This is a genomic window from Magnetospirillum aberrantis SpK, assembly GCF_011022235.1.
Taxonomy (GTDB): domain Bacteria; phylum Pseudomonadota; class Alphaproteobacteria; order Rhodospirillales; family Magnetospirillaceae; genus Magnetospirillum; species Magnetospirillum aberrantis.
Genome location: NZ_JAAIYP010000042.1, coordinates 37023 through 53967, shown reverse-complemented (window position 1 = coordinate 53967; position 16945 = coordinate 37023). Strand labels below are relative to the sequence as shown.

The window sequence follows — 16945 nt, the reverse complement described above, 5'->3', positions numbered from 1 at the left end:
TTGTCCAAGGATGGTAAGCAATCAGCCATGTCGATCCATCTCTTGCGCCATGCCCTGTCGATGCCGCCGCATCTGGTGGCGCGCAAGGCCGCGCGTGTCGGCCTGCGTCTGTTGCGCCGTCATGTTGTCGGGCGCTGGCATCGCGCACGCCGGTCCTATGCCGCCGCGCCGGATGGTCCGCTGGCCCGTCTGCTGGCGCCGTTGGAGCGTTCGGCCCTGGCGGCGTGCCGCGAAACGCTGGCGCGATTGGCCCCGCTTTATCTGGAGCATCGTTTCGACCTTTTGGGCTCGGGCTGGGTCCGCGTCGGCCATGGCGACAGCCATGCCGGTTTCGGAGAGCACGGCTATTCCGCCGGGCCGGCCTTGGGTGACGGGTGGCGCGCGGCGTTGGCGGACGGACATTGGCCGGCCAACCGCGCCCCCGCCCGAGCGCTGCTCGACGCGGTCGACGATCCGGCCTATCGTCCCATCGACTGGCAGGTCGATTTCAAATCCGGCTACCGATGGTCGGTGCGGGCGTGGGGGCCGACCGTATCCTATGGCCACTTGCCGGGAATCGACATCAAGGTGCCGTGGGAACTGGCCCGGCTTCAGCATTTGCCGCAACTGGCCCTGTTGTTCGCGATCGACGGCACGCCCGAACTGGCCCGCGAGGTGCGCAACCAGATTTTGGATTTCCTGGGCTCGAATCCTCCCGGCTGGGGGGTCAATTGGGCGTGCGCCATGGATGTCGCCATCCGCGCCGCCAACATGGTGCTGGCGCGCGAGCTTCTGTTGGCCGGAGGCGCGGTGCCGGATGAGGTTTTCGAAAAGGCTTTTGCCGGCGCCATGGTCGATCATGGCCGTTTCGTCATGGCTCATCTGGAATGGACCGGCGAGCATCGGGGCAACCATTATCTGGCCGACATCTGCGGTCTGGCCTTTGCCGCCGCCGTCCTGCCGGGGGAAGAGGCCGCCGCTTGGCGCGACTTCGCCGCCGAGCAGCTGGCGGCGGAACTGAAGCGTCAGTTCCTGGCCGATGGCGGCAATTTCGAGGCGTCCACCGCCTATCATCGGCTGTCCGCGGAAATGGCGCTCTATGCCACCGCCTTGCTGGCCGACCGGCTACCGAAAGAATACGTGGACATCGTCGAACGGGCGGTGGATTTCGCCGTCGCGGTGACCAAGCCGTCGGGCCGGGCCATCCAGGTGGGCGACAACGATTCCGGCCGGTTCTTCAAGCTTGTGCCGGCGGTGGACGGCACCGCCGAACGGGTCTTGGATTTCACCTCCTTGTGGGCGGCGGCGTCCGGTCTGTTCACGCCCGCCTGGAGTATGCCCGAATGGGCGGCCCCCGAGGCGGCGGTGGTCGCCGCCCTGGCGGGGCGCCGCCATCCGCGGACGGCGGCCGGTGCCGATGCCGTTCCCGAGGTCCACGCCGGCGACGGTGTGGCCCGGCGGGTGGCGCGGGTCGAGTTCCATTTGCCCGACGCGGCGGCCCTTGACGGTTTGCGCCCCTGTTTCCTGCCGGCCTTCGGGCTGTATATCTGGCGGAATGATCGGTGTTTCCTGGCGGTGCGCTGCGGCCCCATCGGTCAGAACGGTCAGGGCGGCCACGCCCATAACGACCAGTTGGCGGTGGAACTCGAGGTGGACGGCGTCGATTGGGTGGCCGATCCGGGAACCTTCGTCTACACCGCCGACCTTGCCGAGCGGAATCGCTACCGTTCGGTTCTGGCCCATTTCGCGCCGCGCCGCGCCGATATGGAACCGGCCCGGCTTTTGGCGCCGTTCCAGCTTGAAGACCGCGCCCGTGCTCAGGTGGTGCGGGCCTCCGCCACTGGATTCGTCGGCCTTCACCACGGTTTCGGGTTACCCGTCTATCGTCGGGTCGGTGTCGCCGACGGCCGGGTGGTGGTCGAGGACCTGGAGGCAGGATTGGAAGTCACCAGCGCGACCGAGGTGGAACGCCACGTGGTCACCGCGCCCGGTCGGTTGCCGCCGCCATGGGACGGTCTCCCCCCCTTCTCCGCCGGTTACGGCTTGCGATAGCCGCACAGGCCGTGCCGGGCCAGAACGTCATGGGCCAGTTGGTTGGCGGTCGCCTGGGGAAAGTGCAGCGGATCGCGTTTCATGAACAGGCGGTTGTCGGACATGGTGCCGGTGAAGTCCACCGCGTCAGGGAAAACCTCCAGCACGTCCCGCCGGAAACGCTCCAGGTCGGGGGTGATGCCCATTTCCTGCAACAGCGCCAACAGGCTGTCGCTCATGGGGGTGACGTATACCGCGGCCGTGATGCCGCGCCCTGCCAAGGCGTCGCGTAACTGTTCCAGATGGTTCCGGCCGGCGGTGTCATAGCTCCAGCCGCCGAAAATGTCGTGACGGACCCAGGCCAGTTCGGTGGCGTGGTCGATCTTGGGCGACTTGGCGTCGTTCTCGGCGTTGACCGCCGCGTCCAGACGGGCGCCGTTGCCGCGGTCCAGAACCTGCTGACGGTCGAAACGGGCCATTTTCGACACGAACTTGGCTTCGCGCAGGGCCTGGAAGGACAAGGTGTAGGCCATGGTCTTGGACCAGGTCATCCGGCCGAAATCGGGATTGTCGTAGCCCATGCCGGTGGCTTTGTTGAAGGCGAAGAAATCCAGTCCGACCAACGCGGCGTGGACGCTGTCGGGCAGGATGTCGCGCGCCATGTACACCAGTTCCTGGGGCCGCGCGCCGTTGAAGGCGCCGTTGAAGGCGCGGCACTGGCCCAAGGCGGCGGGATCGATGGGCACGGCGGTCGACGCCCCCAGGACCACCAGGTCGGGGCGGGCTTCGCGGACCAGCAGGGCCTTGACGTGGCGAAAGGTCCCGTCGGTGTAAAGGCCCTTGGGGAAACGGCCGTAATAGCCATAGGGATCAAGCCGCCACAGGGTGGCGAAGATGACGGCCAGGGTGGCGACGGCAAGACCGAGGGTGAGGGTCAGATAGCGCATCGTGTGACACTAGAATTGGAAATAGATGAACACTTGCGGCTGCGACAGCCCCAAGATGCCCAGAACCAGACACAACGCCGCCCATGCCGCCCATGCCGGGCTTGGCCGCCAGGCCAGACGGCGTCCGGGGGCCGCCAGGGCCGCGTCCGCCCCGGCCTCGACCAGGGGAAAGGCCCGCCCCAGGAGCTCGCGGCTGTTGGGAAGCAGCAAGGCGACGGCCAACCCGCCGGCCAGCCAGTTCCCGGCGTCGCCGACCCTGGGAATCGGCGATGTCTGCGCCGCCCAGCCTGGCAGGGCGGCCAACGAGGATGGCGCGAACATCGCCGACAGGATCGACCATGCCGCCGGGAATCCGTCGGCGCGGAACAATACCCAGGCGGCGACGACGGCGACGAAGGTGACGGCCCAGCTTGCCGCCGTCGCCGGCAGGCGCAGCACGCCGGGCAGGCGCCAGCCCATGGCGGCGACCAAGGTGCGCCACATGTGGTTCACCACCAGATAGAAACCATGCAGCACGCCCCAGGCGACGAAGGTCCAGGCGGCACCGTGCCACAATCCACCCAGGAACATGACGATCATCAGGTTCATTTGCCGCCGGACCGGTCCCGAGCGGTTCCCTCCCAGCGGGAAATACAGGTAGACCCGCAGGAAGTGGGACAAGGTGACGTGCCAGCGTCGCCAGAATTCGATGATCGAGCGCGACTTGTACGGCGACAGGAAGTTGACCGGCAGGGCGATGCCGAACATGGCGGCCAGCCCGATCGCCATGTCCGAATAGCCGGAAAAGTCGAAATAGAGTTGCAGCGTATAGGCCAGGGCCCCGATCCAGGCGTCGCCGGCGGACAACAGCTTGCCGGTGGTGGCGGCGTTGAACAGCGGGGTGGCGAAACGCTCCAGGTTGTCGGCCAGGAAAACCTTTTTCGCCAGCCCGATGGCGAACAGGGTCAGGCCGACCTGCATGCCGGCGGTGCGAACGCCAAGCCGTCCGGGCTGGCGGAACTGCCAGGCGACCTCGGGATAAAGGACGATGGGACCGGCGATCAATTGCGGAAAGAAGGTGACGAACAACAGGAAGTCGGGAAAGGCGATGTCTTCCACATGACCGCGGTTGACGTCCACCAACAGCGCCACCTTCTGGAAGGTGAAGAACGAAATTCCCAGCGGCAGGATGATCGCCCCCAGGTCGAAATGGGCCCCGCTCACCAAGGACAGGTTGAACGCCAGGAAGCCGGCGTATTTGAACCAGGACAGGATGCCGAGGTTGAAGACGATGCCGGCGATCATGACCCGATGACGCCAACGGCTGCCGGCGGGGCGATGCAAGGCCAGCGTCAGAAGGGCGTAGTTGGCGGCGATGGAAAATACCAAGAGCCAGACGAAGGTCGTCGACCACCAGGCGTAGAAGACCAGGGACGCGGCCCCGAGATAAAGCTTTATCGCCTTGTCGCCCAACCTGGCGACGAGGACGCTTCCAATCAGGACAAGCGGCAGGAAGCAGAAGATGAATTCAAAACTGCTGAACAGCACGTGCCCGCCCCTCTTCTCGCCCTGTGGCCAGTTTCTAGAAGGAACGCAACCGGCTCACAAGAGCTTTCACCCCGCCTGCCCGTTTCCCCACCACCGCCACAAACCGGCGGCCGTAGCCGGCAAGACGGCACCCTGCCCGCCGGTGAAATGGCGCCATTGCCCGACCATGTCCTCGGGCACCGCCGTCAGGACATTCAGTCCCTCGGCCATGGCGCTCAGCAATTCCGCCGCCAATCCCTGCCCGGCCGCTTCCAGTTTGGAAAACTTGCTGACGATGACCAGATCCACGCGGTCGGCGACCGCGCGGCGGACGGCTCCCGACGCCTCGGCCAGGGCCGCCGGGTCCAGGGAACAGGATTGCGATTGCGGTCCCAGGTTCTGGGATAGCGGGATTTGCCGTCCGCTGTCCAACTCGACGGCGAGCATACGCTTGCGGCCGGTTCGCTGCGTGGTCTGCAACAGGCCGCCGACACGGTAACCGCGACGCGCCAGATCCTCGGCGAAGCTTGCCATCAGCGTTTCCGGCGCCATGCCGTGTACATAAGGGATTGCGCCGATTTTCTGATCGCGGCAGTTCTCGGTCATGATCGCGCTGTCCCGTCGGTCTGTCTTTTCAAGAGCGGAGGATAACAGAATCCGAGTGACGCTTGACCAAAGCCAAGCCCCTTTCCTTCCAGATCGCCCATGTTGGATTCCGTCCGGGCAATCCACATATGCGGGATCGGGAGGAAACGTATGATCGACCCCTTTGGACGGCGGATAAGCTATCTGCGCGTGTCGGTGACCGACCGCTGCGACCTTCGCTGCGTCTATTGCATGGCCGAAGACATGTCGTTCCTGCCCAAGGCCGAGGTGCTGTCGCTCGAGGAACTGGAGCGGCTGTGCGGCGCCTTCGTGCGCAAGGGCGTGAGGAAGATCCGCCTGACCGGCGGCGAACCCCTGGTGCGGCGCGGCGTCATGGGTCTGGTCGGCGGTCTGGGGGCGCTGGTCAAGGCCGGCGCCCTGGACGAGGTGACGCTGACCACCAACGGCACCCAATTGGCCAAGCACGCCGAAGGACTGGCCGCCGCCGGTATGCGCCGGATCAATGTCTCGCTTGATACCCTGGACGCCGGCACCTTCACCGGAATCACCCGCTGGGGCCGGCTGGAACAGGTTCTGGACGGCATCATGGCGGCCAAGACCGCCGGCCTTGCGGTCAAGGTCAACATGGTGGCGATGAAAGGGGTCAACGAACACCAGTTCGACCGCATGGTGGAATGGTGCGGCGGCCACGGTTTCGACCTGTGCCTGATCGAAACCATGCCCCTGGGCGAAATCCGCGCCGACCGCACGGACCAGTACTTGCCGTTGTCCCAGGTGCGGGCCGGACTGGAACGGCGCTGGACGCTTGCCGACAACGACTACCGGACCGGCGGCCCCGCCCGTTATGTCACCGTCGCCGAAACCGGCCGGCGCATCGGCTTCATCACACCGATGACCCACAATTTCTGCGAATCGTGCAACCGCGTGCGCGTCACCTGTACCGGGACGTTGTTCATGTGCCTGGGTCACGAGGACGCGGTCGATCTGCGCACCCCCATGCGGGCCAGCGAGGGCGACCATCTGTTGGATGCCGCCATCGACGCCGCCATCGCCCGCAAGCCCCAGGGCCACGATTTCGTCATTGGCCGAGGCTTGGCCCCCGCCGTGTCCCGCCACATGAGCGTGACCGGCGGCTGAGCGTCGGTGTTCAGTTCCGCTGAGGAGACAGGACGGCGATGAAATTGGCCGTCCACACCGGCGGCGGATCGGTCAGGACCTTGTTCATCAGACACTCGAACGCCGCTTCGGTCAGGCGTCGCACCGTGCTGCCGCGCCGCGACGGCAAACACGCCTCGGCGTCCCAACCGGCCGCCAGGGCGAGCTGGCGGATGTTGCCCGGCGCGTAGAAGCCTTTGTGTGTCAGGTCGTTGTATTGATATTGCAAACCCCAGGGCGAGGCCATGTTGGGCACCCGGATCACCAGCTTGCCGCCGGGGGCTAGCAATTGGGCGAAACGCCGCAACAGCGCCACGCCCTCGGCCGGCGAGAAATGCTCGAACACGTCCAGCATGACGATGCGGTCGAACTGCCCCAGGCCCTCGCGGCCCAGGAAGTCCTCGAAGGTGGTGGTGTGCACCAACGCCGCCAGGTCGGCCGGCATGAATTCCTTGACCTTGGGATCCATCTCGACGCCGGTGACGTCCTTCACGCCCATGGCGCGCAGGAAAGCCAGGAACAGGCCGACCCCGCACCCCAGTTCCAGCACCCGCATGCCGGGGGTGAAGCCGGCCGGGTTCCAGACGTTGGCGGTGAAGTCGCGGATGTGCTTCTTGCGCAGATCGGCCCGGACATAGGTCCGGTGGCGGTCGTAGACCTGATAGAAATCTTCCGGCTTGTCGAATGCGGCGCTCACACCGATTTCCCCCTGGTGAGAAGGCGGCGAGTATAACCAGCCCCATTCCGGCCGCCCACCGAAAAACCACACCCCTGGCAACCCTTTCGCGGTGCGGTGTATAGTGCCGGCCTCAACCTCCGGCGGGCTTGGTCATGGATTTTCCGAAGATCGCTTTCGTCTCGGCCGATACCGAGGCCGGCAACGCGGGGCGCAAGCGCCTGGAAGACCGCTATCCCCATGTCGCGCCGGAAGAGGCCGACCTGATCGTGGCGTTGGGCGGCGACGGTTTCATGCTGGAGATGCTGCACCGCTACATCGACCGCCATGTGCCCATCTACGGTATGAACCGCGGCTCGGTCGGTTTCTTGATGAACACCTTCCGCGAACACGGCCTGATCGAGCGGTTGCGCAAGGCGCAAGGTGTGGTCCTGCACCCGTTGCGCATGCTGGCCAAGCTCAGGAACGGCACGGCGGTCGACGCTTTGGCCATCAACGAAGTGTCGCTGCTGCGCGAGACCCGTCAGGCGGCCAAGCTTCGTATCCGCATCGACGGCAAACAGCGTCTGGAAGAAATGATCTGCGACGGCGTGCTGGTCTCGAGCCCGGCCGGCTCCACCGCCTACAACCTGTCGGCGCACGGCCCGATCATTCCGTTGGGCGCCGGCATCCTGGCGCTGACGCCCATTTCCGCCTTCCGCCCCCGGCGCTGGCGCGGGGCGTTGCTGCCGCACACCGCCAAGGTGACGTTCGAGATCCTGGAAGCCGACAAGCGGCCGGTGTCGGCGGTGGCCGACTACACCGAGGCCCGCGACGTAGCCGAGGTGGATATCTACGAAGACCGTTCCATCGACCTGACCTTGATGTTCGACCCGGAACACAATCTGGAAGAGCGCATCATCGCCGAGCAGTTCGTCCCCTGAGCCATATGAAGTCGGTGACTGTCTTGACCATGCATACCCGTTCCGGCCTGGCCTGTGTTTCCGGCCACACTTTCGTCGCCGACCCGTTGGGCGAGGATTCCCTGGTGGTGGATCTTGGCGGTGCCGCGGGTGACTTCGCCGAAACGGTGAATTCCTGGGCCGGTTGCCGCTGCCATGTGGTCGAGGCGGCGCCCGAGAACGTCGCCCTGATCCGCGAAACCGCCTTGGTCACCAAGCATCATTATGCGGTCGGCGGGGTGGATGGAACGGCGCGTTTCGCCATCGCCGGCCAGGACAGCTTCCATTGGGGCAGCGTGACGGCCCTGGGAGATGTGCCGTTCACGGGCGAGATCGAGGTTCCGGCCATCACTTTGGACAGCCTGTTGCGGCGTGTCGGCGCCGATCGTGTCGATCTGTTGAAGGTCGATATCGAGGGGGCTGAACTGGCCATGTTCGACACGGCCGGCGACGACACCTTGCGGCGCGTCGCCCAGATCACTGTGGAATTCCATGATTTCCTGGATCCGGCCTTCAAGCCGGCCATCGAACGGATCAAGCGGCGCCTGGCGGGCCTGGGGTTCAAGGTGCTGGTGCTGACCCGCCGCCACCACGGCGACGTGCTGTTCGTCAACCAGGCCTTGGTGCCGGTTCCGGCCTGGCGCTGGTGGTATTGGTCCGTGGTGGTCCGCTATGGCCGGGGCCTGCGGCGGATCGCCGGCCGGATGTTTCAGTCCGCCGCCTGAACCTGTTCCGCCAGCGTCGCCACCACGCCGACCAGCCGCGCCAGATCCTGGTCGCGGCTCAGACGGTGGTCGCCGTCCTTGACCAGGGTGATCTCGACATCGTCGGAGGCCAGGCTTTCGGCGATGCGCAACGCGGTGTTCCACGGCACGTCCGCGTCCTTTTGCCCCTGGATCAGCCGCACCGGGCAATAAAGGTTGATGGCGTCGCGCAACAGAAGATGATTGCGGCCGTCCTCGATCAGGCGGCGAGGGATGATCCAGGGATTGTCCGGCTCGTAACAGTTCTCCTCGACCACGTGCCCCTGTTCGATCAGCTGGCGCCTCTGTTCCGGACTGAAGGCATTCCACATCAGGTCTTCGGTAAAGTCGGGGGCGGCGGCGACCCCCACCAGGCCGACGATCCGTGGCCGCAACCGGAGCGCGGTCAAAAGCGCGATCCAGCCGCCCAGGCTCGACCCCACCAGGATTTGCGGCCCCGCGGTCAACTGTTCCACCGCCGCCTCGGCGTCGTCGGCCCAGCGGCCGATGGTGCCGTCCTCGACCTGGCCCGTGCTCTGGCCGTGGCCGAACATGTCGAAGCGCAAAAAGGCCCGGCCGGTCTCGCGGCACCAGGATTCCAGCGCCAGGGCCTTGCCGCCTTCCATGTCGGAACGATATCCATGGATGAACACCACGCCGGGATTATGGCCCGCGAGGCGACGGTAGGCGATGGACGCGCCGTCGCCGCGTGCTAATATCCCGGCCCCGGAAGCGCCGGGGGCGACGTTGCTCGCTTCAGCCATTACGTGAATCCCTTGCCGATGTCCATGGACGAAACTCTTCCCATCGATGCCCTTGCCGAGCCCGGCCGTCAACCGCCCTGTGTCGACGGACGCCCCCCGTGCATTCTTCAGGTGCTGCCGGCCCTGGTCACCGGCGGTGTCGAACGCGGCACCGTCGAGATCGCCCAGGCGCTGACCGAGGCCGGTTACCGTGCGGTGGTGGCCAGCGCCGGCGGGTCGATGGTGCGCGAGGTGACGCGCGTCGGTGCCATCCACGTGGAACTGCCGTTGGACAGCAAGAACCCGCTGGTCATGCGGGCCAATGTCGGCCGTCTGGCGGCGGCGATCCGCGAGCACCAAGTGGACATCGTCCACGCCCGCTCGCGCGCCCCGGCCTGGAGCGCGCTTGGCGCCGCCAACCGTACCGGCGCCCATTTCATGACCACCTTCCACGGCACCTACAATCTGGGCGGCTTCGGCTTCAAGCATTTTTACAACTCGGTGATGACCAAGGGCGAGCGGGTCATCGCCATCTCGGAATTCATCGCCGAGCACATGCGCCGCGTCTATGGCGTCGCCCCGGAAAAAATCCGCGTCATCCATCGCGGCGTCGACCTGACCAAGTTCGATCCCGTCCGCGTCAGCGCCGAGCGTATCATCGCGCTGGCCCATCGTTGGCGGTTGCCCGATGGTTTCCCGGTCATCATGCTGCCCGGCCGCCTGACCCGGTGGAAGGGGCAGGAAGTGTTGATCCACGCCTTGGCCGAGTTGGGCCGCCACGACATCCGCTGTCTGTTGGTCGGCTCCGACCAGGGGCGGACCGGTTATCGCCAGGAATTGACGGATCTGATCCGCCGGTTGGACCTGACCGACGTGGTGCACATCGTCGATGAATGTTCCGACATGCCGGCCGCCTACATGCTGACCGACGTGGTGGTGTCGGCCTCGACCGATCCCGAGGCGTTCGGCCGCGTGGTCGCCGAGGCCCAGGCCATGGGCCGGCCGGTGATCGCCTCCGACCACGGCGGCCCGCGCGAGACGGTGTTGCCCGGCCGCACCGGCTGGCTGACCCCGCCCGGCGATTCCTCGGCCCTGGCCAGGGCCATCGAGCGTTTCCTGCTTCTGTCGGCGGAAGAGCGCGGCGACATTGCCGCCCTGGCCCAGAATTTCGTGCGTGCCAATTTCAGCCGCGAAGCCATGTGCAGCCGCACGCTGGCGGTATACGACGAAATCCTGTCGGGAACGGCGCCGGTGGTGCAAAACGTCCAACCCGTCGATCCCGAGGCGGTATGAACCGCCATATCCTGGTCATAAAGCTGGGGGCGCTGGGCGATTTCGTCCAGGCGTTCGGTCCCTTCGCGGCCATCCGCGACCGGCACCCCGACGCCGAGATCACCCTTTTGACCACCAAGCCCTATGCCGCGTTGGCCGCCGCCTGTCCGTGGTTCGACCATGTATGGATCGACGACAAGCCCAAGATGTGGCAGGTGACCGGGGTTCTGAAGCTGCGCCGCAAGCTGGCGTCGGGGCATTTCGACCGGGTCTACGACCTCCAGACCTCGGACCGCTCAAGCTGGTATTTCCGCCTGATGGGCGGCGAGGTGGACTGGTCGGGCATCGCGCCGGGATGCTCGTTGCCCCATACCAATCCTGATCGCGATCATATGCACACCGTCGAGCGCCAGGCCGAACAACTGGCCATGGCCGGCATCGAAAGCGTGCCGCCGCCCGATTTGTCCTGGGCCGAAGGCGATGTCGGCCGTTTCGGCCTGCCTGGGCGTTTCGCCCTGATCTGTCCCGGCGGCGCACCGCACCGCCCGGCCAAACGCTGGCCGGCGGAACGCTTCGGCACCGCCTGTCTGTGGTTGGCCGAACGCGGCATTATTCCGGTGCTGTTGGGCACCCAGGCGGAAAAGGCCGAGATCGCCACCATCCGCGGCATCTGTCCCCAGGCTCTCAGCCTGGCCGGCAAGACGTCGTTCCTCGATATTCTGGGCCTGGGCCGGCGGGCAAGCGTGGCCTTGGGCAACGACACCGGCCCCATGCATCTGGTCGCCACCGCCGGCTGTCGATCCGTGGTGCTGTTTTCCCACGATTCCAACCCCGACCTGTGCGCCCCGCGCGGCCGTGTCACCCTTTTGCGGCGGCCGTCGCTGAGGGATTTGACCCTGGCCGAGGTGGAGCAAGCACTGGTCGAGCTGTTGGCTTAACTCAGCTCCACGGCCCCTTGCGCGGAGTGCCGCCCCAGGGGCCGCGCGCTGTCGGACGTGACGCGGCCGGCGGGGTCGGTTCGGCCCGTACGTTCCAGGTCATTCCCATCTCGGCCGCCTGACGGCGCAACAGGGCGATCCGGTTGTCCATGCTGGGATGGGTGGAAAACAAATTGTCCATGCCGCCGCCGTGCAGCGGGTTGACGATGAACAGATGGGCGGTGGCGGCGTTGCGTTCGGCCGCCGGGTTGGGGATGGCGTGCGCCGCCTGTTCCAGACGTTCAAGCGCGCTGGCCAGCCACAGGGGATTGCCGCAGATGCGCGCGCCTTCGTTGTCGGCGGCGTATTCGCGGGTGCGCGAAATGGCCATTTGCACCACCGTCGCGGCCATGGGCGCCAGCACCATCATCAGGATGCCGCCCAGCATGCCCAGTCCGCCGCCTTCCCCTTCCTCGTCGCGGTGGCCGCCGAACATCGAGGAAAAGGCGAACATGTTGGCCATCATGCCGATGGCGCCGGCGATGGTGGCGGTCACCGTCATGATCAGGGTGTCGCGATTCTTCACATGGGCCAGTTCGTGCGCCATCACGCCCTCGACCTCCTCGGGGCTCAGGCGGTCGAGCAAGCCGGTGGTCGCCGCCACCGAGGCGTGTTCGGGGCTGCGGCCGGTGGCGAAGGCGTTGGGTTGGTCGGACGCGATGATGAACACCTTGGGCATGGGCATGCCGGCTCGCGCGCTCAGCCGCTCGACGATGGCGTAAAGACCGGGCGCCGCGTGGCGGTCGACCTGTTGGGCGCCGTACATGGACAGCACCATCTTGTCCGAGTTCCAATAGGCGAAGGCGTTCATGCCCAGCGCCATGAGAAAAGCGATCATCATGCCGCCCTGGCCGCCGATCAGGCCGCCGATGGCGACGAACAGGCCGGTCAACGCGGCCAGCAACAACGCGGTACGGGCATAGGACATGGGATGTCCTCTTCTCCTTGGGAATTGCACTGGATGTTGAATAGGTGTGAATCCCGCCGGGTTCAAGACGTCGGTGGGGCAAGGCCGGTCGGCCATGGTTTCTCGCGCCCCTGGGTTGACGCTGCTTTTCTTGACTTGGGGGGCAAAGGGCATACAGTCGGGCGTTTCATAAACTTTCAAATCAGAGAGCAGGTTCAAATGGTCGCCATCACGCTTCCCGACGGCAGCGTCCGCAGCTATCCCGGCCCGGTCACCGGCCTGGACGTAGCCAAGGACATCGGCCCCGGCCTGGCCAAGGCCGCGCTGGCCATTCGTGTCAACGGCGAGATGAAGGACCTGACCACCACTCTGACTACCGACACCCAGCTGGCCATCGTCACCGCCAAGGACGGTGCCGACGCGCTGGAGCTGTTGCGTCACGACGCCGCCCACGTCATGGCCGAGGCGGTGAAGGAACTGTATCCCGAGACCCAGGTCACCATCGGCCCGAGCATCGAGAACGGTTTCTATTACGACTTCGCCCGCCCCACCCCGTTCACCCCCGACGATCTGGAGAAGATCGAAGCGCGCATGCAGGAAATCGTGGCGCGCGACGAACAGATCGTGCGCGAGGAATGGGACCGCGACGACGCGGTGAAGTTCTTCCTGGACCAGGGTGAGAAGTACAAGGCCGAGATCATTTCCTCGATCCCCGCCGGCCAGACCATCTCGCTTTACCGTCAGGGCGCCTTCATCGATTTGTGCCGCGGCCCGCATCTGCCCAGCACCGCCAAGCTGGGCAAGGCCTTCAAGCTGATGAAGCTGGCCGGCGCCTATTGGCGCGGCGATTCCAAGAACGAGATGCTTCAACGCATCTACGGCACCGCATGGTTCGACAAGAAGGACCTGGACGGCTACCTGACCATGCTGGAAGAGGCGGAAAAGCGCGACCACCGTCGCCTGGGCCGTGAAATGGACCTGTTCCACCAGCAGGAAGAGGCGGTGGGCAGCGTGTTCTGGCACCAGAAGGGCTGGCAGCTCTATCGCACGGTCGAGAGCTACATGCGCCGCCGGCTCGACGCAGAGAACTACCAGGAGGTGAAGACCCCGCAGCTGGTGGACTTCTCGCTGTGGGAGGCCTCGGGCCACGCCGACAAGTTCTCGGAAAGCATGTTCACCATCAAGACCCAGGATGAACGCCATCTCGCGGTCAAGCCGATGAACTGTCCCTGCCATGTGCAGATCTTCCGCCAGGGCATCAAATCGTATCGCGACCTGCCGTTGCGCATGGCCGAATTCGGTTCGTGCCACCGCTATGAGCCGTCGGGCGCGCTGCATGGCATTATGCGGGTGCGCGCCTTCACCCAGGACGATGCCCACATCTTCTGCACCGAAGACCAGATCACCTCGGAAACCATCGCCTTCTGCCACCTGTTGACCACCGTCTACAAGGATTTCGGCTTCGAGGACGTGCGGGTGAAGTTCTCGGACCGGCCGGCCAAGCGGGCCGGCTCGGACGAAACCTGGGACAAGGCGGAAAGCGCGCTGCTTGAGGCGGCCAAGGCCGCCGGCCTGGAAACCACCCTCAATCCGGGTGAGGGCGCGTTCTACGGCCCCAAGCTGGAATTCGTGCTGCGCGACGCCATTGGCCGCGACTGGCAATGTGGCACGTTGCAGGTCGACTTCGTGTTGCCCGAACGTCTGGACGCCAACTACACCGCCGAGGACGGCAGCAAGAAGCGCCCGGTGATGCTGCATCGCGCGGTCCTGGGTTCGTTCGAACGCTTCCTCGGCATCCTGATCGAGAATTATGCCGGCAGGTTCCCGCTGTGGCTGGCCCCCGCCCAGGTGACGGTGGCGACCATCGTGTCCGACGCCAATTCCTATGCCGAAGAGGTGGTAAGCGCGCTGAAAGCCGCCGGAATCCGCGCCGAGGCGGATTTGCGCAACGAAAAGATCAACTATAAGGTGCGCGAGCACTCGCTGGCCAAGGTGCCGGTGATGTTGGTGGTGGGCAAGCGCGAGGCCGAGGAACGCACCGTCGCCATCCGCCGTCTTGGCAGCCAGAGTCAAGAAATTGTTGCGCTGGACCAAGCTGTTGCTACACTCGTGCGCGAAGCGACGCCTCCGGCCTGATCCGGGGGCGTGCGCGTAAGGGGAGCCGGGCCCGTTCCACCACAAGGGGGGAACCAAGGGACGGGCTCTATATATTGTTCTTGCCGATGGAGAAGTTTTCATAGCTAGGCCGCCAATGCAGACGCCGCCCAAAAACGACGGGCCGCGCGTCAACCGAGAGATCGATGCCCGTTCTATCCGCCTGGTCGGAGCCGATGGTGAAATGATCGGCGTCGTGACTTTGCGCGAAGGTCTTGTCATGGCCGAAGAGGCCGGTCTGGACTTGGTCGAGGTGTCGCCTAACGCCGAACCGCCGGTCTGTAAAATTCTGGACTACGGAAAGTTCAAGTACGAAGCCCAGAAAAAGAAGAACGAGGCGAAGAAGAAGCAGAAGGTGATCGAGGTCAAGGAGATCAAGCTCCGCCCGAACATCGACGACAACGACTACGGCGTGAAGATGCGCGCCATGCGCAAGTTCCTCGAGGAAGGCGACAAGGTGAAGGTCACCCTGCGCTTCCGCGGCCGCGAGCTGGCGCACCAGGATCTGGGTATGAAGGTTCTGGAACGGGTGCGCGACGACCTTGAAGGTCTGGGCAAGATCGAACAGATCCCCAAGATGGAAGGCCGCCAGATGGTGATGGTGGTCGCGCCGAAATAACCGGCGCGCCACCGTTCATCGGGGGTGAAATTTTCCTGTCGAACGGGGTTGCGGAGCCGTCACACTTAGGCTAGTCTCCGCGCCTCGCCACCGACCAGGCGCATTTTTCCCAGCGGAGAGGTGCCAGAGCGGTCGAATGGGCCGGTCTCGAAAACCGGTGTGGGTGCAAGCTCACCGTGGGTTCGAATCCCACCCTCTCCGCCATTCCTTTTCTGCAAGCCGCGCAAGCCCAGCGCGGCTTTTGCTTTTTCAGCCCAGGTTTCGCAACAGGGCCTGGGCGAAGGAGGACAAGGTGTCGTCGCGGGCGCCCATGACCACCACGCGGTCGCCGGGGCGGACCTGGGACAGCAGGTATTCGCCGCAAGCGTCGCGATCGGTGAAAGCCTGGGCCTCGCGGCCCGCCGCCTGGATGTCGGCGACGATGTCGCCGCTGCTGACGCTGCGGTCGACCGTGCCGCCGAAATAGACCGGTTCCGGCATCACCAGCACGTCCTCGGGTGCCAGATGGCTGGCGAAGCATTCCACGAACTCGCGCCGCATCAGCCTGAGCGGGCCGAAGCCATGCGGCTGGAACAAGATCAGCAGGCGGCCGGGAAAATCGTGCAAGGTGGCCAAGGTGGCGGCGATCTTGTCCGGGTTATGGGCGAAATCGTCGATCACCGTGACGCCAGTCGCCGTTCCCACCACTTCGAGCCGGCGGCGGATGCCGGCGAAACCGTTCAGGGCCGCCATCGCCTCGGCCAGGGGAACCGCCAGGGCGCGAGCGGTGGCCAGGGCCGCCAGGGCGTTGGAAACGTTGTGGCGGCCCGGCACGTCCAACGACACGGTCATCGCCGCGCCACCTTGTTCGCGCACGCTGAAGGAAATGCCGTCGGGGCGGGGACGGATGTCGCCGGCCACCAGATCGGCGGCGTCATCCCACAGGGAATAGGTCAAGCACCGGCCGGGCGGTATCGAAGCGGCCAGCCGCGCCGCCTCGGCGTTGTCGCGGTTCACCACCGCCATGTGCGCCTTGCCCAGGAAATCGGTGAACAGGGCGCGCAATTCCTCCATGGATTTATGGTCGAAAGCGACGTTGTTCAGCACCGCCACATGCGGCGTGTAATGGGCGATGGAGCCGTCGCTTTCGTCCACCTCGGCCACGAACAGGTCGCCGTCGCCGACCAGGGCGCTGGCGAAAGGCGCGTCGGCGGTGACGAAGTTCTTCATCACCGCGCCATTCATCACCGTCGGCTGCAAACCCAAATTATGGGCCATCCAGCCGACCATGCCGGTGGTGGTGGACTTGCCGCTGGTGCCGGCCACCCCCACCGCCTTGGGCGCGGCGTTGAACAATTGCGCCAGCAACTGCGCGCGGGTCAGGATGGCGGCCCCTTGGGCACGGGCGGCGCGCACGTCGGGCACACTGTCCTCGACCGCCGCCGACACCACCAGGATTGTCGCCGGGTCGGTCAGGCCGCTGCCGTCCTGGGGAAACAGCCCGATGCCTTGGCTGCGCAGGAAATCGAATTTCGAGGCGGTCCGTCCCTGGTCCAGCGCCCGGTCGGAACCCGAGACGCGAAAACCATGCCGCCGAAGGATCAGGGCCAGGGGCAGCATGCCGCTGCCGCCGATACCACAGAAGAAATAGGACCTGTCGTGTTCCATGGCCGGAGGCTACAATCCGGCCGCCGCCCTTGGCAAGGATTG

General features: G+C 65.5%; 15 protein-coding genes and 1 tRNA gene. 9 read left to right on the top strand and 7 right to left on the bottom strand.

Annotated features, from left to right (window positions below; genetic code table 11):
- The first annotated feature begins 27 nt into the window (after positions 1-27).
- Positions 28-2031 (top strand): alginate lyase family protein, encoded by a 2004-nt coding sequence (locus tag G4223_RS15860; protein WP_163681773.1) that lies wholly within the window; start codon positions 28-30, stop codon positions 2029-2031.
- Here G4223_RS15860 and G4223_RS15855 read toward each other — a convergent pair.
- The 3 genes from G4223_RS15855 to G4223_RS15845 all read right to left on the bottom strand — a co-directional run bounded on the left by G4223_RS15855 (position 2016) and on the right by G4223_RS15845 (position 5069).
- Positions 2016-2957 carry a hypothetical protein gene (locus tag G4223_RS15855; RefSeq protein ID WP_163681771.1) on the bottom strand — a complete coding sequence of 314 codons (942 nt, stop codon included), beginning with the start codon at positions 2955-2957 and terminating at the stop codon, positions 2016-2018. The two genes, G4223_RS15860 and G4223_RS15855, sit on opposite strands and share 16 nt — an antisense overlap.
- A gap of 9 nt (positions 2958-2966) precedes the next feature.
- Positions 2967-4484, bottom strand: a complete 1518-nt coding sequence (locus G4223_RS15850) for an MBOAT family protein (RefSeq protein ID WP_163681770.1) — start codon at positions 4482-4484, stop codon at positions 2967-2969.
- A 66-nt stretch (positions 4485-4550) separates the two neighbouring features.
- Positions 4551-5069, bottom strand: coding sequence for a DUF2478 domain-containing protein (locus tag G4223_RS15845; protein ID WP_163681768.1), 519 nt, complete (start codon positions 5067-5069; stop codon positions 4551-4553).
- 150 nt (positions 5070-5219) lie between these two features.
- Between G4223_RS15845 and moaA the strand changes: the two genes are divergently transcribed.
- Positions 5220-6206 (top strand): GTP 3',8-cyclase MoaA, encoded by a 987-nt coding sequence (gene moaA / locus G4223_RS15840; protein ID WP_163681767.1) that lies wholly within the window; start codon positions 5220-5222, stop codon positions 6204-6206.
- Between the two features lie 10 nt (positions 6207-6216).
- On the opposite strand, the gene G4223_RS15835 is transcribed toward moaA, so the two are convergent.
- The gene (locus tag G4223_RS15835) at positions 6217-6921 is read right to left on the bottom strand and encodes a methyltransferase domain-containing protein (protein WP_163681764.1); all 705 of its coding nucleotides are present in this window, start codon (positions 6919-6921) and stop codon (positions 6217-6219) included.
- A gap of 134 nt (positions 6922-7055) precedes the next feature.
- Here G4223_RS15835 and G4223_RS15830 point away from each other — a divergent pair, with 134 nt between their 5' ends.
- Together G4223_RS15830 and G4223_RS15825 are read left to right on the top strand one after the other, a co-directional pair.
- Positions 7056-7823 carry an NAD kinase gene (locus G4223_RS15830; RefSeq protein WP_163681763.1) on the top strand — a complete coding sequence of 256 codons (768 nt, stop codon included), beginning with the start codon at positions 7056-7058 and terminating at the stop codon, positions 7821-7823.
- Between the two features lie 29 nt (positions 7824-7852).
- Entirely contained in the window at positions 7853-8566 is a 714-nt protein-coding gene (locus G4223_RS15825; protein WP_241004171.1) for an FkbM family methyltransferase, read from the top strand.
- Here G4223_RS15825 and G4223_RS15820 read toward each other — a convergent pair.
- The gene (locus tag G4223_RS15820) at positions 8551-9348 is read right to left on the bottom strand and encodes an alpha/beta hydrolase (RefSeq protein WP_163681759.1); all 798 of its coding nucleotides are present in this window, start codon (positions 9346-9348) and stop codon (positions 8551-8553) included. The two genes, G4223_RS15825 and G4223_RS15820, sit on opposite strands and share 16 nt — an antisense overlap.
- A 24-nt stretch (positions 9349-9372) precedes the next feature.
- Here G4223_RS15820 and G4223_RS15815 point away from each other — a divergent pair, with 24 nt between their 5' ends.
- Together G4223_RS15815 and G4223_RS15810 are read left to right on the top strand one after the other, a co-directional pair.
- Positions 9373-10620 (top strand): glycosyltransferase family 4 protein, encoded by a 1248-nt coding sequence (locus G4223_RS15815; RefSeq protein WP_241004162.1) that lies wholly within the window; start codon positions 9373-9375, stop codon positions 10618-10620.
- A complete protein-coding gene (locus G4223_RS15810) occupies positions 10617-11537 on the top strand; it encodes a glycosyltransferase family 9 protein (protein WP_163681755.1) in 921 nt (306 codons plus the stop codon). Before G4223_RS15815 ends, G4223_RS15810 begins: the two co-directional genes overlap by 4 nt.
- Before the next feature lies 1 nt (position 11538).
- Here G4223_RS15810 and htpX read toward each other — a convergent pair whose 3' ends face one another.
- Entirely contained in the window at positions 11539-12504 is a 966-nt protein-coding gene (gene htpX / locus G4223_RS15805; protein ID WP_163681753.1) for a zinc metalloprotease HtpX, read from the bottom strand.
- Between the two features lie 198 nt (positions 12505-12702).
- Between htpX and thrS the strand changes: the two genes are divergently transcribed.
- The 3 genes from thrS to G4223_RS15790 all read left to right on the top strand — a co-directional run bounded on the left by thrS (position 12703) and on the right by G4223_RS15790 (position 15460).
- Positions 12703-14619: a threonine--tRNA ligase gene (gene thrS / locus G4223_RS15800; RefSeq protein ID WP_163681751.1), complete on the top strand. Its 1917-nt coding sequence runs from the start codon at positions 12703-12705 to the stop codon at positions 14617-14619.
- A gap of 115 nt (positions 14620-14734) precedes the next feature.
- A complete protein-coding gene (gene infC, locus G4223_RS15795; RefSeq protein ID WP_163681748.1) occupies positions 14735-15256 on the top strand; it encodes a translation initiation factor IF-3 in 522 nt (173 codons plus the stop codon).
- A 114-nt stretch (positions 15257-15370) separates the two neighbouring features.
- Positions 15371-15460, top strand: a tRNA-Ser gene (locus G4223_RS15790).
- Between the two features lie 45 nt (positions 15461-15505).
- Here the strand turns inward: G4223_RS15790 and G4223_RS15785 are convergent.
- On the bottom strand, positions 15506-16903 hold the full coding sequence (locus G4223_RS15785; RefSeq protein WP_163681747.1) for a UDP-N-acetylmuramate--L-alanine ligase: 1398 nt from the start codon (positions 16901-16903) through the stop codon (positions 15506-15508).
- Between the last annotated feature and the right edge of the window lie 42 nt (positions 16904-16945).